Source organism: Sphingobium limneticum, assembly GCF_008710165.1.
Taxonomy (GTDB): Bacteria; Pseudomonadota; Alphaproteobacteria; order Sphingomonadales; family Sphingomonadaceae; genus Sphingobium; species Sphingobium limneticum.
On record NZ_VYQA01000012.1, the window covers coordinates 17,889 to 34,508 of the forward strand.

Below are 16,620 nucleotides of genomic sequence, written 5' to 3' on the forward strand. Positions count from 1 at the left end.
AGGGCTATGCCCCGGCGCTATCCCTAGATCTTGCGCGCGCTTTCGATCGGAATGGGGGCTGCCGGCCCTGGTTCATGGCTCTTGTCGGGCAGCAGCTTGATCGCCTTCTTGCGCTCGGCCTCGCGCTTCGCCTCGTACAATTTGCCGGCCATATAGGCGCCGGTCACGAACAGCGCGCCGGCAGGATAGCGCATGATGATACGCTTGGCCCCGGCGCCGGCGATCAGGCCGAACACGCCCTTCTTGCCCGTCGCTGCGGCGACCCGCGCGGCGACCACAGTGGCCCCCACGCGCGCCGCCTTTCGCAGCAGCCCGGCCTTTTTCGGCGGGCGGATCGTCACCAGCGGTGCGGCTGGCCGAGTGGCGGGGGGCGGGGCTTTCCTCTTCATAGAGGATTAATGTACCGCAGCCCCGCCGGTTCCGCCATGTTGATCTGGATCAGACCATATTTTCCGGGCGTACGAGACGATCGAAGGTCGCCTCGTCCACCAAGCCAAGTTCCAGGCCGGCTTCCTTCAGCGTCTGCCCCTTCTTATGCGCATGCTTGGCGATGGCGGCGGCATTGTCATAGCCGATCTCCGGCGCGAGCGCGGTCACCAGCATCAGCGACCGGTCGACCAGTTCGGCGATCCGCGCTTCATTGGCGACCAGCCCATCGACGCAGCGTTCGGCGAAGCTCTCCATGCCGACGCTGAGCAGATGGATGGAGCGCAGCACATTGGCGCCGATCAACGGCATGAACACATTGAGTTCGAAATGGCCCTGCATGCCGCCGACCGTCACCGCCTGATGATTGCCGATCACCTGCGCGGCCACCATGGTCAGCGATTCGCACTGGGTCGGATTGACCTTGCCCGGCATGATCGAGCTGCCCGGTTCATTGGCCGGCAGGTCCAGCTCGCCCAGACCCGATCGCGGCCCAGACCCCAGGAAGCGGATGTCGTTGGCGATCTTGGTCAGCGACACCGCCAGCGTGTTGAGCGCGCCGGAGAAGAAGACCAGCCCATCCTTGGCCGCCAGCTGCTCGAACTTGTTGGGCGCGCTTTCGAAATCGGTGCCGGCGATATCGCTGATCGCCGCGACCATATCCTCGGCCCAGCCGTCCGGTGCGTTAAGGCCGGTGCCGACTGCCGTGCCGCCGATAGCCAGCTTGCGGATATTGCCATTGAGCGCACCTTCGACCCGCGCCCGGCCGCTGATCAGCTGTGCGGCATAGCCGGAAAATTCCTGCCCCAGCGTCAATGGCGTGGCGTCCTGCGTATGGGTGCGGCCGATCTTGACGATATGGCTCCAGCTTTCCGCCTTCGCGGTGAGTGCGCCGGTCAGCTTTTCCAGCGCCGGGATCAGCCGGTCGCGCGTGGCGATCACGGTCGCGACATGCAGCGCGGTGGGAAAGCTGTCGTTGGACGACTGGCTCATATTCACATGATCGTTGGGATGCACCGGGCTCTTGCCACCCCGCGTGCCGGCCAGTTGATCGTTGGCGAAGCCGGCGATCACTTCATTGACGTTCATGTTGGTCTGCGTGCCCGACCCGGTCTGCCAGATGACGAGCGGGAACTGGTCGTCCAGCTTGCCCGACACGATGGTCTGCGCCGCATCCTCGATCGCGGCGACGATTGTGCCGTCCAGCCCATGTTTGCCGTTCACCCGCGCCGCCGCCTGCTTCACGATCGCCTGCGCATGGACGATGCCGATCGGCATGCGTTCCGTTTCGCCGAAGGGGAAATTCTCGATGCTGCGCTGCGTCTGCGCGCCCCAATAGGCGTCGGCCGGCACGTCGATGGCGCCAATGCTGTCGGTCTCGGTACGGGTAGCGGACATTCAGAAGAACTCCCAGTTAAGAATCGGTCGCAAAACTCAATCCCATGTAAGGAGAAGCGATGGAAATCCAAGGCTTGATTGCACCGATTATCCTTCTGCCCGTGCATCCTCCCGCCCTTTGGCAGCGCGGATGCCGGTGCGGCCGCGCTCCGCCAACATGCGTTTGAGGTCGGTGGGATGGGGCGCCACCAGAAAGCCGAAGCTGACCGTGCCTTCCTTCGTTTCGACCGCATGGTGCAGCCGGTGCGCCTGAACGATCCGCTTCATGTAGCGAGAGCGGGCGACATAGCGATGGGCGACCCGTTGATGCACGATGATGTCGTGGAAACCCAGATAGATGGCGCCATAGGCGGCGACGCCGGCGCCCACTGCGATCGCCCAATCGCCCCACCCCCATTGCACGCCGCCCAGCAGCAGCAAGATGGAGGGCATGGCGAAGATCACGAAATAAAGGTCGTTCGCTTCGAAAAAGCCGGTCCGGGGCCGATGATGGCTGGCATGCAGGAACCAGCCGGGACCGTGCATCACCCAACGGTGCATGACATAGGCGAACCCCTCCATCACAGCGACCGTGGCAATAAAGAGCAGCAGGAGAATGATGGGCGACATGCGCGCCACTATAGGACGGCCGGGGCGGAGTGGCGACCCCGTAATAGTCCGGTGCGCAATACCCACGAGAAGCGTTCCCCGGCGCAGGCCGGGGTCCAGTTGAGAGCATGGGACTGGACCCCGGCCTGCGCCGGGGAACGCTGCATCAGAGTCCGCCTCACGGCATTTGGGTATAAGAGGCGCCGGCGTAAAAAAAAGCCGCGATCTCCTGTAAGATCGCGGCCTGAGCAACTGTTGCAGAATATGGGGATCAGAAGGACGCGGTCAGCGATCCCACTACGCCCGCCTTGCTGATATTATGACCGGCCGCCGTGTAGGAGGATTTGTCGGTGTCGACATAGGACACGCCGAAGGTCAGGTGATTCCAGGTATAGGTCGCGCCGATATTCCAGTCGGTATATTCGTCGCCGATGGTCAGGTAGCTGGGACCGAAGCTGTGACCCAGATGCGCCGACACACCGATCGGGGTGTTGGGGACCGAGGCCGACAGGTCGCCGCCGACATAGAGGCTGTCTTCCTTGCCATTGCCGACGCTCAGCGCCTTCGCCTTGGGCGCATAATTGACGGTTAGCTTGGCGGTGGCGGGGCCGAACGTGCCCTTGACCGATGCGTAAGGCTCGAAGAAATCGGTGTTCTGGCCGGCATTGCCCGGATAGTAATAATAGAGGACGCCGACGTCGATCGTGGCGGCGCCCACGGTGGTTGAATAGCCGCCGATCAGGTCGAGTTCCTGATCCGATCCGGCCGCGACATATTCGTCGATCGAGCTGCCCCAGAGCGAGGCATAGAAGCCCGAAGCGTGGCTGACGGTGATGCCGCCCTGAAGCGCGAATTTCTTGTTGGTCTGCGAAATGCCGCGGAAGCGATAGTCGGTCACGACGGCCGCATTGCCGGTGACGGTGATTTCGGGCGTAGGCTCGTCCTGGGCCATGGCCGGCATGGCGACGAGCGCGCTGACGAGAGCGAGCGCCGAAAAAATGGGGGCCGAGAGGCCGATGATGGACTTACGCATGGGATTCCCCTTGATGGTGGTCTGCGATCGTCCCGCCTGCGTCCAGGCGCCTGCCTCTATATTTCCCCCGCGCGGGATGGGCCGGCTGCCTCAACGCCTTTGGATGTGCCTCCCCGCGCTGCGGTGCACAAGAAATTATTGCTTAACGATGTCTTTTGCTTCTGTAATGTTGCTGGAGTGCAACAAAAGCAGGCTGGCCGGTCCGGCAATGTCTTGCCTGCCATGGACGGCATTCGTCCTACGGCCGTCGTACGGCCATAGGACGGAAGAAGCGGGGATGGGATGGGGCGGCCGGCCCCATCGCCTTAGGCTGTATCGCGGACAGCGCGGAAGCGGGCGAGGCCGGCATCAAGATCGGCGATCAGGTCGGCCGTGTCTTCCAGACCGATATGCAGGCGGACTGCCGGGCCTTCCGCTTCCCATCGGGTTGCGCTGCGATAGCGGGCGGGGTCGATAGGCAGGGCCAGGCTTTCGAAGCCGCCCCAGCTATAGCCGATGCCGAAATGGGCTAGGCCGTCGATCAGCGCGGCGCGCGCCGCTTCGTCGCCGCCCTTCAGGATGAAGCTGAACAGGCCGGTCGATCCGCTGAAATCCCGCTGCCAGAGCGCATGGCCGGGGCAGTCGGGGAGCGCGGGATGGAGGACGCGGGCGACATCGGGCTGATCCTGCAACCAATGAGCGATGGCGAGCGCGCTGTCCTGATGCTGTTTCAGGCGGACGCCCAGGGTCCGCAGGCCGCGCGAGGCGAGCCAGGCATCGTCGGGGCTGGTCATCTGGCCGAACAGATAGGCGGTCTGGCGGATCTTGCCGAACCATTCTGGAGTCGCGGTCGTGCTGCCCATCATCACATCGCTGTGGCCGACGATATATTTGGTGCAGGCCAGGATGGAGATATCCACCCCGTGGCTGAGCGCGGGGAAATAGAGCGGCGTCGCCCAAGTATTGTCAGCTAAGGTGACGACCTCGTTCGCCCTGGCCCATGCGGTGATGGCCGGGATGTCCTGCACCTCGAAGGTCAGGCTGCCCGGGCTTTCGAGGAAGATGGCGCGGATCGGGCCGGCAGCCAGATGGGTGTCCAGCGCGGCGACGTCCGTGGGGTCGTAATAGATGGTGTCCACGCCATAGGGGCGCAGCATCTGCTCGCAGAAATTGCGGGTCGGATCATAGGCGCTGTCGACCATCAGCAGCCGGTCGCCGGGCCTCAGCACCGCCATCAGCGCGCAGGCGATCGCCGCGACGCCCGAGGGGAAGAGCATCGTGCCTTCCGCACCCGGCTCCATTTCGGTGAGCGCATCGGCGAGGGACCAGGCGGTCGGCGTGCCCTTGCGCCCGTAAAAGAGACGCTCATGCGTGCTGCTGCCCGCCGCTTTGCGCAGATGGGCGACATCGTCATAAAGAATGGTGGAGGCGCGCCAGACCGGGGGGCTGACGATGCCGCCGGGTTGCCCCGGCATGCCGGTCCATTCTGTCTTGCGGCCGGCCTGCGCCAATTTGGTCAGCGGCTTGCGGTCGTCGGATCCGCTCATGCCGCGCCCGTCGCTTTCGGGGTGGCGGGGTCCAGGCCCCATTCCGACCAGCTTCCATCATAAAGGGCGACGTCGGTCTTCCCCAGCGATTCCAGCCCGGCGAGGATGATCGCGGCCGTCACGCCGCTGCCGCAGGTGGTGACGATCGGCTGGTCGAAATCGGTCCCGGCGTCCAGCAGCAGGCGGCGCAGTTCATCGCCCTGCTTCATGCTGTTGTCTGTGTTGAAGAAGGCCGAGGAGGGGATGTTGCGGCTGCCGGGAATATGGCCCGATGCCATACCGGGGCGGGGTTCCGCCTCCGCGCCGGTGAAGCGCCCGGCGCCCCGCGCGTCGAGCAGTTGCGCTGCGTTGCTGTCGAGATTGGCGAGAATGTCGGCCTTGTTGCGGACCCGCGCGCGGTCGAGCCGGGCAATGGCATTGCCGGGGGCGGTGGCGGGAACGCCATTGTCCGTCGGGCGGCCTTCCGCGATCCATTTGGGCAGGCCGCCATCGAGGATCGCGGCTGATGCACCCAGGCCATAGACGCGCATCATGAACCAACCGCGCGCGGCGCTGTGGGTCGGGCTGTTGTCATAGACGATGATGCGGCTGTCGGCGTTGACGCCCAGAGCCTGCATCCGCTCCGTCATCAGCGCGTCGGGGGGCAGCTGGCCGGGAACCGGATCCTCGGGATCGTTGAGCGTCGGCAGGTCCAGGAAGGCGGCGCCCGGGATATGGGCGGCCTCAAATTCGGTGCGCGCGTCACGCGGGGTGCCGGGCAGGAACAGGCTGGCGTCCAGGATGACGAGGTCGGTCGCGCCCAGTTGGTCGGAAAGCCAGTCGGTGGAAACGAAGATGGTCATGCGGCTCCTTTCGGCCTTGTCCTGCCCTGTCTTTGGAGAAGGCTGGGCGTTTCGACAAGAGCGGGCAGGCCGCTGATCCTTGAGTATTGCTTCAGGCCGGCGTGAGTTCGGCAGCGGCACGGGCGGCGGGACGGCGATATTGGCGCGGCCCCTGATCCAGGCGCAGCGGCGCGAGCCGGGCGGCCGGCGGTTCCTGTTCCTGCCCGACGATGAAGGCGCGGGCGGTGCGGCCCTGACCCACCGGATCGGCAGCCTCCGCGTCCCAGCGATAGGCCGCGTCGAACGCGGCGAGCGGGATGAGCAGACTGCGCTGGCCCATTTCGACCGGCACGATGTCGTCGGTCGCCAGGCGCAGTTCGCCACTCAGTTGGATCGTCTCGCCGGGCTGGATCGCGACGGCGCTGTGCAGCGGCAGGCCGTCCTGGCCAGTGAAGAAGCCTTGCAGCACCGCCTGCTGCTGCGCGCCGCCATTGCCGATCATGCCGCGGACCAGCACATCCTGCGCCGGGCGATCGCCGCGATTGTGCAGGATCAACGCATAGCTGATCGTCACGCCCATCAGCGAATAGCGGGCCTGACCCACGGCCATGTCCATGTCGAGCCACGGACGGTCGGTCGCGATTGCGCCAGCAGCAACGGAGGCTGCGGCGGGGACATGCAACGTGTCGGCGGATTCAGGTGTCGGCGGCATTGCCGGCGCAGGTGGCGGAGGGGCGGCTGGCTTAGACTGGGCGACGGGCGCGTCTGCCCGCGATGCGGCTGGTCGGCGACGACGCAGCAGGACAAGGCCCGCCAATACCACCAGCGCCGCGACCGCAGCGGCGATGATCCAGGGCAGGCTAATGCCTTCCTCTTCCGGCGTGGCGTCAGCGGCGGGTGCAGGTTCCGGGCCGGCGACCGCATTGGCGGCTGGGGTCGGTAGCGGCTGGGCCGGCTGCGCAGCAGGCGCGCTGTCGTTGGCGGCGGAAGCATCCGTTTCGACCGGGGCCGTTTCGGTCGGAGTCGGGGCTGCTGCCGACGTCGCAGGCGCAGGACGCGTCTGGGCGGGCGGCGGCGTTGGCGTGGTGCGCTCGGCCGGACGCGTGGCGCGCGGTTCGGCCGGGGTCGTGGTCTGCGTCGTGGCAGGCGCCGGGCGTGGACGGCTGGGCTGCGGCGTAGGCTGCACCGTGGCGGGCGGCGGCGTCACTGTCGGAACGACGACCGGCGGCGTGGCAGGCTGGGTGGCTCTGGGCGTTACCGGATCGCGATAGACGTTGAGCTCCGGTCCCTGCTGGCTGATATTGGGCGTCGGCGCGGACCCTGTCGGCGGCAACTGAAAACCACCGGCAGGCGCGTCGCTCTGCTGGGCGTGCACAGGCGCAGCCAGCATCAGCGGCGCGGCGAAAAGCAACGGACGAATATGAAACCCCATGGCCCAGCCAAGGCACAAGCATGGCTGAACCGCAAGTGAACAATGCGAAAGGCTGACATCAGCCGTGCGATGGCGTAGATGGCCGGTCATGACCGACCTTTCCACGACTCCGCTGCATCTGGGCCAGACCAGTGCGCTGCCCGCCAGCCCCGAACAGGCCGTGCTGGACTATGTCCCCAACCCGCGCCCCGGCAAGCCCTATCTGGTGCGCTTCACCGCGCCGGAATTCACCTCGCTTTGCCCGGTGACCGGCCAGCCCGACTTCGCCCATCTGGTGATCGACTATGCCCCGGCCGAGACGATCGTCGAATCAAAATCGTTGAAGCTGTTCCTGGGCAGCTTCCGCAATCACGCCGCCTTCCATGAGGATTGCACCGTGGGCATCGGCCTGCGCCTGTTCGACGAGATGAAGCCGATCTGGCTGCGCATCGGCGGCTATTGGTATCCGCGCGGCGGCATTCCGATCGACGTCTTCTGGCAATCCGATGTGCCGCCGGCCGGCCTGTGGCTGCCGGCGCAGGATGTGCCGGGCTATCGCGGGCGGGGGTAAGCAGGTTCGCCAAAACAAGCGTCGTCATGCCAGACTTGATCCGGCATCCCGCTTTCTTCGGACGTAACTGACAAAGCGGGATCCCGGCTCAAGGCCGGGATGACGACGTGATATTGGGCTGGCGATATCCGCGCCTCTGCCTGACGAACGGCCGACAGGGTTCGACCAACGACATAGGCTATCGGAGAGTTCACTTGACCCGTGCAGCCAAACGGCCGATCCGACGTTCATGTGGCGCGTGATATTATCTCATGTCGCTTTCAAGACGTGTCGGAGTCTGAAACCCTATGTCCTTCAAGAAAATCCTGCCGCTGCTGATCGCGACCGCCCCGGTCGCATTGGCGACGCCCGCGCTGGCCCAGCCGGCCGCGCCCGCAGGCCCCGCCGCCGGGATCACCACCCAGCTGCCGCGTGGTGCCGCGCCCAGCCATTATGCGATCGAAGTGACGCCCGATGCGGCGAACCTGAAGTTCAGCGGCAAGGTGACGATCGACGTCACCGTCGCGACCGCGCTGCCCGCGCTGGTGCTGAACGCCGCAGACCTCAGCGTCTCCACCGTCACGCTGACGCCGGTTAAGGGCAAGGCCATCACTGGCACGGCCAAGGTCGATGCCGATGCGCAGACCGTCAGCTTCGATTTCGGCAAGCCGGTCGCGCCGGGCAGCTACAAGCTGGACATCGTCTATGCCGGCATCATCAACCAGCAGGCCAACGGCCTGTTCGCGCTCGACTATACGGACAATGCCGGCGCGGCGAAGCGCGCGCTCTTCACCCAGTTCGAGGCGCCCGATGCCCGTCGCTTCGTGCCAAGCTTCGACGAGCCGAGCTACAAGGCGACCTTCGACCTCTCCGCCGTCGTCCCGGCGGACCAACTGGCGGTCGGCAACATGCCGGTCAAGGCGAGCAAGGATGTCGGCGGTGGCAAGAAGCTGGTGACGTTCGGCACCAGCCCGAAGATGTCCTCCTACCTGCTCTTCTTCGGCCTCGGCGAACTGGACCGTGCGACCAAGATGGCGGGCAATACCGAAGTCGGCGTCATCACCGGCAAGGGCAATACGGGCAAGGCGCAATTGGCGCTCGACGCGTCGGCGGCGATCCTGCCCTATTATAACGATTATTTCGGCGTGCCCTTCCCGCTGCCAAAGCTCGACAATGTCGCCGGGCCGGGCCAGAGCCAGTTTTTCAGCGCGATGGAAAATTGGGGCGCGATCTTCACGTTCGAACGCACCCTGCTGGTCGATCCGCGCTTCACGTCGGAAGAAACCAAGCGGACCATCTACGAAGTGGCCGCGCATGAAATGGCGCACCAGTGGTTCGGCGATCTCGTCACCATGGCCTGGTGGGACGATCTGTGGCTGAACGAAGGCTTCGCCAGCTGGATGGCGACCAAGGTCACGGACAAGCTGAACCCGGAATGGGAAACCCTGCTGTCGCGCGTCGACGGGCGCGAGCGGGCGATGAGCCTCGACGCACTTAAGACCACCCACCCGGTGGTGCAGAAAATCCATACGGTGGATGAGGTGAATCAGGCGTTCGACGCCATCACCTACCAGAAGGGCGAGGCCGTCATCACCATGCTGGAAGGCTATGCCGGCGAGGATGTGTGGAAGGCGGGCATCCAGTCCTATATGAAGGCCCATGCCTATGGGAACACCGTGACCGACGATCTGTGGAAAGCGGTCGAAGGTGCGGGCGCCAAGGGGCTGGTCGGCATCGCGCACGACTTCACCAGCAAGCCCGGCATTCCGCTGGTCAAGGTGGAGAGCGCCGTCTGTCAGGGCGGGAACACGCTGCTGACGCTGAGCCAGGGCGAATATAGCCGCGATGCCAAGGACAAGGCGCCGCAAAGCTGGAACGTGCCGGTGAAGGCGCAGACGACCGGCGGGGAGGCGCAGCGCCTGATCCTGACCGGTGGCAAAGGGCAGATCACGCTGCCGGGCTGCGGCGCCTATGTCATCAATGCGGGCCAGACGGGCTATTATCGCTCGCTCTATCCGGCGGCCAACGTAAAGGCGCTGGCCAAGGGCTTTGGCCAGTTGGCAAGCATCGACCAGACCGGCCTGCTGGCGGACAATTTCCAGCTGGCGCTGGGCGGATATCAGCCGATCGGGTTGGCGCTCGATCTGGTGGACGCGGTGCCGGCCAATGGCAGCCCCGCCGTGCTGGCCGAGGTGCCGTCCTACCTCAAGAGCAGCTACGACATGCTGGAAGGGGATGCCGCCGGACGGGCGAAGGTTGCGGCCTATACGTCCAAAAAGCTGAACCCGGCGCTGGCCGCGATCGGCTATGATGCCAAGGCCAGCGAAGGGCCGCAGGTGCCGGTGCTGCGCACCAGCCTGGTCGCGACGCTGGGCAGCATGGGCGACAAGGCGGTAGTGGCGGAAGCCAATAAGCGCTTCGCTGCATTGGCGAGCAACCCCGCTGCGCTGGACGGGCCGCTCCGCAATGTGTGGCTGGGCATCATCGCGGAAAATGCCGATCAAGCGACCTGGGACAAGCTGCGGGTGATGGCGAAGGGCGCCAAGAGCGACCTGGAGAAGAGCACCGTCTACGCGCTGCTCGGCAAGGCGAAGAATGAAAAGCTGAGCGCGCAGGCGCTCGACCTCGCTTTGACCGACGAGCCGGGCAAGACGACCAGCGCGGCGATCATCAGTCAGGTGGGCGCAGCGCATCCGATGCAGGCGGTCGACTATGTGCTGGCGCACAAGGCGCAATATGAGGCGTTGATCGACGTGTCTGCGCGCAGTCAGGCGCTGGCCCGTCTTGGCGGCGGATCGGCCGATCCCGCGATGGTGACGAAGCTGGACGCCTATGCGACCCAATATCTGACGCCGGACTCGCGCAAGGTGGTGGATCGCTCCATCGCCGCGATCAAGACGCGGATCGAGACGCGCAGCCGGTTGAAGGCGCCGACCGCCGCCTGGTTCGCCGGCAAGAAGTAAGAGCCAAGGGGCGGCGGCGCGATCTGCCGCCCTTTTTCTAGACGATAGGATGAAGATGCAAAGCGAACCGCGTGTCGGATGTGGGGCGGCTATCTTGCGCGACGGTAAATTGCTGCTGGTCCAGCGGCGGCGAGAGCCGGAAGCCGGACATTGGGGGCTGCCGGGCGGCAAGGTCGATCTGTTCGAAACCATGGCGGCAGCGGCCGAGCGCGAGATTTTCGAGGAACTGGGCCTGACGATCGTGGCGCGCGACTTATTGTGCCTGACGGACCAGATCGACACGGCGCGTGGCACCCATTGGGTGGCGCCAGTCTATCTGGTGGAGGATGCGCAGGGCGATGCCGTGGTCAAGGAACCGCAAGCGCTGGCCGCATGCGGCTGGTTTGCGCTGGACGACTTGCCCGCACCGCTTACCGCATCGACCAATGCGGCACTGACGGCACTGAACGCGCGCTGATCAGGCCAGGATGCGCCGGTCGCGGGCGGCGCGTTCCAGATCCTCGCGAAAATCGGGATGGGCGATGGCGATGAGAGCGCGGGCACGCTCGGCAAGGCTCTTGCCCTTCATGTCGGCCCAGCCATATTCCGTGACGACGATATGCGTGTCGGTGCGCGGCGTCGTCACCGGCCCGTCGAGCCAGGGGACGATGCGCGAAATCCTGCCCTTCGCCGCTGTGGAATGGCAGGCGATGATCGACCGGCCGCCCTTCGACGCATAGGCGCCGCGCACGAAATCCAGCTGGCCACCGGTGCCGCTATATTGGCGCCCGTTCATATATTCGGAGTTGCAGGCGCCGCTCAGGTCCATCTGGATCGTCGCATTGACCGACAGCACCCGGTCGTTCTGCGCGATGATATGGGGGGCGTTCACATGCTCGACCGGGTGGGCGGCGACCGCCACATTATCGTGGATGAAGTCGTAGAGCGACTGGTCGCCCATGGCGAAGGTGAAGACCGATTTACCCGGATGCAGCGCTTTGGCGCTGTTATCGACCACGCCCGCCCGGATCAGGCTGACGAGGCCGGGGGTGAGCAATTCGGTATGGATGCCGAGCCGCTTGTGCCCCATCAGCGCGGCGCAGACCGCGTCCGGCACCGCGCCGATCCCCATTTGCAGGCAGGCGCCATCCTCCACCATGTCCGCGATGATCGCGCCGATCGCATCGTCGGTCGCGTTGCGGGGCAGGGCGGGCACCTGACAGAGCGGAACATGGTTTTCGATGAGGGCCGCGACGTCCGACACATGGATCATGCAGTCGCCATGGACATAGGGCATGGCCGGGTTCACCTCCACGATCAGCCGTGCGCCGCTGCGCGCCACCGCCAGCGCATAATCGGCGTCGGTGCCCAGGCTGAAACAGCCATTGGCGTCCATATTGGAGACGGTGGTGATGAACGTGTCGGCGCCGACATGGTCGGTCAGCATGCGGGGGATCTGGTGGAACTGGACCGGCAGCACGTCGATGAGCAGCCCGTCGCCGTCCAGTCGCGCGCCGTCCGCGGCGCGTTCTATGCCGCCATGGAACAGGCTGACATGGCGGATGCGGCCGGCCAGGTCCGGGGACAGGATTGGCGCGGCCGAGGTGGCGGGCGGGAGCATGGTGTAGATGCTGGCGTCATGCAGACCGCCTGCGCGGACCCGATCGGCGATCGCGGCCACAAGGGCGGGTGGGAAACTGACGGCCAGGCCGGTTGCAATCTTCGCGCCGTCAGGGATCAGGGCGACGGCCTGATCCGCGGTCATCCGCTTTGCGTCATAGGTCGCCTTGATGGTCATGCCCTCTCCATGGCTCTTTCCAGCCTTGTCGCGCGGCGACGCGGAGAGGGCAATCCACCATTAGTGGGACATTATTGCGGCAGGCCCAGCGCCTTCACGATATCCTCCCAGGCGACCAGCTTGAAATTCTGCGCCGCCGCCGCGTTATGGCCGTCCTGCGCGATGAACAGCCCGCCGGGATAGGCCGGGCCGAAATCGCCGAGCATCAATTCGATACCGTCGGTTTCTTCCGATCCGCCGATGGCCCCATCGACCACGCGGAAGCGGCCGACATAGCTATCGTCGCTGATCCGGTAGACGACATAGGCATTGTCGCCCTGGCTGGAGACGAGGACATAGCCGTCCTTCTCGCCCATCGGGGCGATGGCGACGCCTTCGGCATCCATGACGATATTCTTGCCGTCGGCTGCCGCGATCTTCGTGGGCGTGGTGGCACCGGTCGCACGGGCATCGAAACGCCACAGGCCGACATCTTCTTCCGCCACATAGAGGATGCCTGTGCGGTCATCCACGGCGCAGCCTTCCGACTGGGTGCCGAGTTTCATCGTGCGGACGATCTTGCCGGTGGGCGTTGCGCCCGATGCGTCGAGCGCGACCTGATTGACCGTCCCATCCTTCAGTACGATGAAGGCGTAAGTCGCTTCGGGGGCGTTGTACATGCAGATGCCATAGGCTTCGCCCTTGCCGGCATCGACCTTGCCCAGGGCGCTGATCTTGGCGGTGGCGGGGTCGAGGCGGAACAGCGCCAGCTTGGCGTTCAGCACGTCATTGCGGTCGCTGGCAACGACGAGGATGCCGTTGCTGCCGTTGATGCTGACCCCGTCGCGCAGATCGACATTATTGACCCGGCCCGCGTCCAGAAAGTCGCGGGTCTTGCCGTCCAGGCCGTAGACATAGAGGCCGGCCTTCTTGTCAGTGCCCACGATCAGGCTCTGTGCGGGATTGGCCGCGTTGCGCCAGATCGCCGGATCGTCCGCCGCGTCGGCATTGGGCGTGCCGACCGGCGTGGTTTCACCGCGCGCAGTGACGGTCACCGCTGGCGTCGCATTGGCGATGCGCTGAGCCAATGGCGGTTCGGCAGGCACGGTCGCACATCCGGCCAATATCATGGCGGCGCCCAGGCCGGCGATTGTCGAGAATTTCATCATCATCATGTCCCCCTGACTCTGATGCGCGCCTTGGACGCGGCCGGTGACAAATATGTGACGAAAAATCCCGCGCAATCACAAGGCATAGTAATAAAATTGTCACTCGATCTTCATCGTTCTGACCTTTGCGCCCTCTAGGTGGCCCTCGATCGCCTTTCGAGCGAACCACAGGGGGAAATCATGCAGATTATTTCAGCCCGGCGTCCCGCCGGCATAAAGCTTGTTCGTCTTGCGCTGACGTGCGGCATCGCGTTCGGCGCAATGGCGTCGGTCGAAGCGCTGGCACAGCAGCCGTTGGGCGAAGAGGAAAGCGAATCCATCGTCGTGACCGGCAGCCGCCCGATCGCCGAATCGGAAGCCGCCGCGCTGGATATTCAGAAGAACAGCGATTCGCTGGTCGCCGTCGCAGCGTCCGATTCCGTCGGTCGCCTGCCCGACCAGAATATCGCCCAGGCCGCCAGCCGCCTGCCGGGCATCAGCGTCGAGCGCGACCAGGGCCAGGCGCGTTACATCAACCTGCGCGGCGCGCCCAAGAGCTGGACCACCCTGTCGTTCGACGGCATCAACGTGGTCAGCCCGGAAGGCCGCGACGCCCGGTTCGATTCCATTCCGTCGGCCATCGCCGGCAAGATCATCGTGTCGAAGGCGGTGACGCCCGACATGCCGGGTGAAACCGTGGCCGGCAACGTCAATGTCGTGACCCGTTCGGCCTTCGATTACAGCGGCTTCCATCTGGCGGGCAAGGGTGGCCTGGGCTTTGCCGAGTTGGGCGACCGCAAGGAATATGAAGGTTCGGCGGTGATTTCGAACCGCTTCGACACCGGCATCGGCGAATTTGGCGTGCTGCTGGCCGGCAGCTATTACGAACGCAACATGATCACGGACAATTTCGAAATTGATCGTGAACAGGTCGCCCGTGATGCCCGCCCCGGCAACGCCACCCGTTTCTGGGCGCATGAAGTCGAAAACAAACTGTACCGCCTGACCCGCAAGAACTGGTCGGTGTCCGGCCGGCTCGACTGGAAGCCCGACGAGCAGAACATGATTTCGCTGCGGTCGGTCTACACCATCTTCACCGACGACGAAGCGCGCGACAATTATCGTTTCGATCTGGACGATCGCGAATCCGACCTGTCGAACAGCAGCGCCGCCTGCACCACCAACACGGTCAATACCACGTCCAACTATGCCGACATCTGTTCGGGCAACACGCCCGAAAAGGGCACGGTCTATGGCGTGGACATCCGCCAGCGTTCGACGCTGCGCGCGTTCCGCCAGTCGATCTTCACCAACACATTGGCCGGCGATCATGAATTCGGTGACGGCGCATGGAAATTGTCGTGGGTGGGCAACTACACCGAATCGAAGGATGACCGTTCGGTTACCGGCGAAGCGACCTGGGACAGCCCCAGCACGCGTACGCTGCGCCCGACCGTCAGCTACGACTTCACCAACCCCAACCAGTCGCTTATCATACTCAACCGCACGCTTCAGCAGAGCAACCCGACCCGCTATCTGGCCGGGGCCGCGGTGACGTCGGCTGACGATTTCACCAAGCCGTTGTCGTCCTTCACCGTGCTGGACGCGGTCGATACGACCAAGGCCTATACCGGCCGCGTCGTGTTGTCGCGGGAACTGGAACATGCCACGCTCAAGGCGGGCGTGCAGTATGACCGTCGCAACAAGATCGCCAATGAAAACAACATCGTCCTGAACACGGCCGCGCAATTTGCGGCAGTGGGCCTGCCGACCAACTATGCCGATTTTTCGCAGAACACGCCGTTCATGGGTGAACTGCCGATGGGCTACACCTTCCACTATTTCGACCGCGACAAGATGCGGGCCGCATCGACAAAGGCGCAGGACCTCTATGCCTTCGTCCCGGTGAGCGGCAACAACTACAATGTCCGTGAAGAAGTGTTCGCCGGCTTCCTGATGGGCACGTTCCGGTACGACTGGGGTTCGGTCGTGGGCGGCGTGCGCGTCGAGCATATCAAGAATGAAGGCCGCGCCATCGCCACCATCGGCGGGGTCAACGGGCTTCAGGTTGCGCAGGCCAGCCAGACGCTGGCTTTCCCCAGCATGCACATCAACTATAATGTCGATGATACCAAGAAGCTGCGCTTGTCGTTCAACAGCGGCGCGGCGCGGGCCGACTATGATCAGCTTCGCCCCAATGTCGTCATCAACGACACGAACGAAGCCATTTCCGGCGGCAACCCGGCGATCCGTCCTGAGCGCGCCTATGGCGTGGACGCCTATTTCGAATGGTATATGCGTCCGCAGGGCTATCTGATGATCGGCACCTTCTACAAGAAGATCGAGGACGTGCTGTACACCTCCGCGCGCCGGTTCAACTCGGGCGCGCTCAACAGCAATGGCATTGATCGGTCGAACTATATCTTCAGCGGTCTGGTCAATGGCGGTTCGGGTCGGATCTACGGCCTGGAAGCGGCGGCGCAGTTGCAGCTGGAGCCATGGACCGAAAATCTGGGCCTGCCCGACTTCCTGGGTGGCTTCGGTGTTTCGGCCAATATCACGCTGAACAACAGCAAGGTCGATATCGCCGGTCGCAAGATGCGTCTGCCCGGCACGTCAGATTTCGTCTACAATCTCGGCGGCTATTACGAAAAATATGGCCTGTCGCTGCGTCTGCAATATCAGAACCGCAGCAAGTGGCTGGATACGGTCGGCGCTACCGGCGATGGCGGCGACACCTATTGGGCCTCGGATGACGAACTCGATTTCTCGGCCCGCTATGCGATCACCAAGAATTTCGAGATTTATTTCGACGCGTCGAACCTGCTGAACAATCCGGGCCACCGCTTCGCAGACCCGGCCAGCCTGCTGACTGCATCCGGCACGCCGACCAAGAGCATCACCAGCCAAACGATGGAATGGGAACGCTTTGGTCGCCGCTATACCGGGGGCTTCCGCTTCAATTTCTGATCCGGCGTCCTCGCCAAAAGAAAAGGGCCG

General features: G+C 64.4%; 13 protein-coding genes. 4 read left to right on the plus strand and 9 right to left on the minus strand.

What is annotated here, in order from left to right; all coding sequences use genetic code 11:
• Positions 1 to 23: 23 nt before the first annotated feature.
• The 7 genes from F4U95_RS15905 to F4U95_RS15935 all read right to left on the minus strand — a co-directional run bounded on the left by F4U95_RS15905 (position 24) and on the right by F4U95_RS15935 (position 7,224).
• A complete protein-coding gene (locus tag F4U95_RS15905) occupies positions 24 to 290 on the minus strand; it encodes a hypothetical protein (RefSeq protein WP_246171615.1) in 267 nt (88 codons plus the stop codon).
• Between the two features lie 148 nt (positions 291 to 438).
• On the minus strand, positions 439 to 1,824 hold the full coding sequence (gene fumC / locus F4U95_RS15910; RefSeq protein ID WP_120251719.1) for a class II fumarate hydratase: 1,386 nt from the start codon (positions 1,822 to 1,824) through the stop codon (positions 439 to 441).
• An 87-nt stretch (positions 1,825 to 1,911) separates the two neighbouring features.
• On the minus strand, positions 1,912 to 2,433 hold the full coding sequence (locus F4U95_RS15915) for a sterol desaturase family protein (RefSeq protein ID WP_150426361.1): 522 nt from the start codon (positions 2,431 to 2,433) through the stop codon (positions 1,912 to 1,914).
• A gap of 250 nt (positions 2,434 to 2,683) precedes the next feature.
• Positions 2,684 to 3,445 (minus strand): TorF family putative porin, encoded by a 762-nt coding sequence (locus F4U95_RS15920; RefSeq protein WP_150426362.1) that lies wholly within the window; start codon positions 3,443 to 3,445, stop codon positions 2,684 to 2,686.
• Positions 3,446 to 3,750: 305 nt separating this feature from the next.
• Positions 3,751 to 5,013, minus strand: coding sequence for a cystathionine beta-lyase (metC, locus tag F4U95_RS15925; protein ID WP_150426363.1), 1,263 nt, complete (start codon positions 5,011 to 5,013; stop codon positions 3,751 to 3,753).
• On the minus strand, positions 4,968 to 5,813 hold the full coding sequence (locus F4U95_RS15930; protein ID WP_150426364.1) for a sulfurtransferase: 846 nt from the start codon (positions 5,811 to 5,813) through the stop codon (positions 4,968 to 4,970). The genes metC and F4U95_RS15930 overlap by 46 nt, the downstream gene beginning before the upstream one ends.
• A gap of 91 nt (positions 5,814 to 5,904) precedes the next feature.
• Positions 5,905 to 7,224, minus strand: a complete 1,320-nt coding sequence (locus tag F4U95_RS15935; protein ID WP_150426365.1) for a hypothetical protein — start codon at positions 7,222 to 7,224, stop codon at positions 5,905 to 5,907.
• A gap of 88 nt (positions 7,225 to 7,312) precedes the next feature.
• Between F4U95_RS15935 and queF the strand changes: the two genes are divergently transcribed.
• The 3 genes from queF (at position 7,313) to F4U95_RS15950 (ending at position 11,173) form a co-directional block, all read left to right on the plus strand.
• Positions 7,313 to 7,774, plus strand: coding sequence for a preQ(1) synthase (gene queF, locus F4U95_RS15940; protein ID WP_150426366.1), 462 nt, complete (start codon positions 7,313 to 7,315; stop codon positions 7,772 to 7,774).
• A 287-nt stretch (positions 7,775 to 8,061) separates the two neighbouring features.
• The gene (locus F4U95_RS15945) at positions 8,062 to 10,716 is read left to right on the plus strand and encodes a M1 family metallopeptidase (RefSeq protein WP_150426367.1); all 2,655 of its coding nucleotides are present in this window, start codon (positions 8,062 to 8,064) and stop codon (positions 10,714 to 10,716) included.
• 55 nt (positions 10,717 to 10,771) lie between these two features.
• Complete coding sequence (locus F4U95_RS15950; protein ID WP_150426439.1) at positions 10,772 to 11,173, plus strand: NUDIX domain-containing protein; 402 nt, start codon at positions 10,772 to 10,774, stop codon at positions 11,171 to 11,173.
• Here F4U95_RS15950 and F4U95_RS15955 read toward each other — a convergent pair whose 3' ends face one another.
• Positions 11,174 to 12,493, minus strand: coding sequence for an acetyl-CoA hydrolase/transferase family protein (locus F4U95_RS15955; RefSeq protein ID WP_150426368.1), 1,320 nt, complete (start codon positions 12,491 to 12,493; stop codon positions 11,174 to 11,176).
• Positions 12,494 to 12,564: 71 nt separating this feature from the next.
• Positions 12,565 to 13,641, minus strand: a complete 1,077-nt coding sequence (locus F4U95_RS15960; protein WP_150426440.1) for a phytase — start codon at positions 13,639 to 13,641, stop codon at positions 12,565 to 12,567.
• A 180-nt stretch (positions 13,642 to 13,821) separates the two neighbouring features.
• Here F4U95_RS15960 and F4U95_RS15965 point away from each other — a divergent pair, with 180 nt between their 5' ends.
• A complete protein-coding gene (locus F4U95_RS15965) occupies positions 13,822 to 16,590 on the plus strand; it encodes a TonB-dependent receptor (protein ID WP_150426369.1) in 2,769 nt (922 codons plus the stop codon).
• Positions 16,591 to 16,620 lie beyond the last annotated feature (30 nt).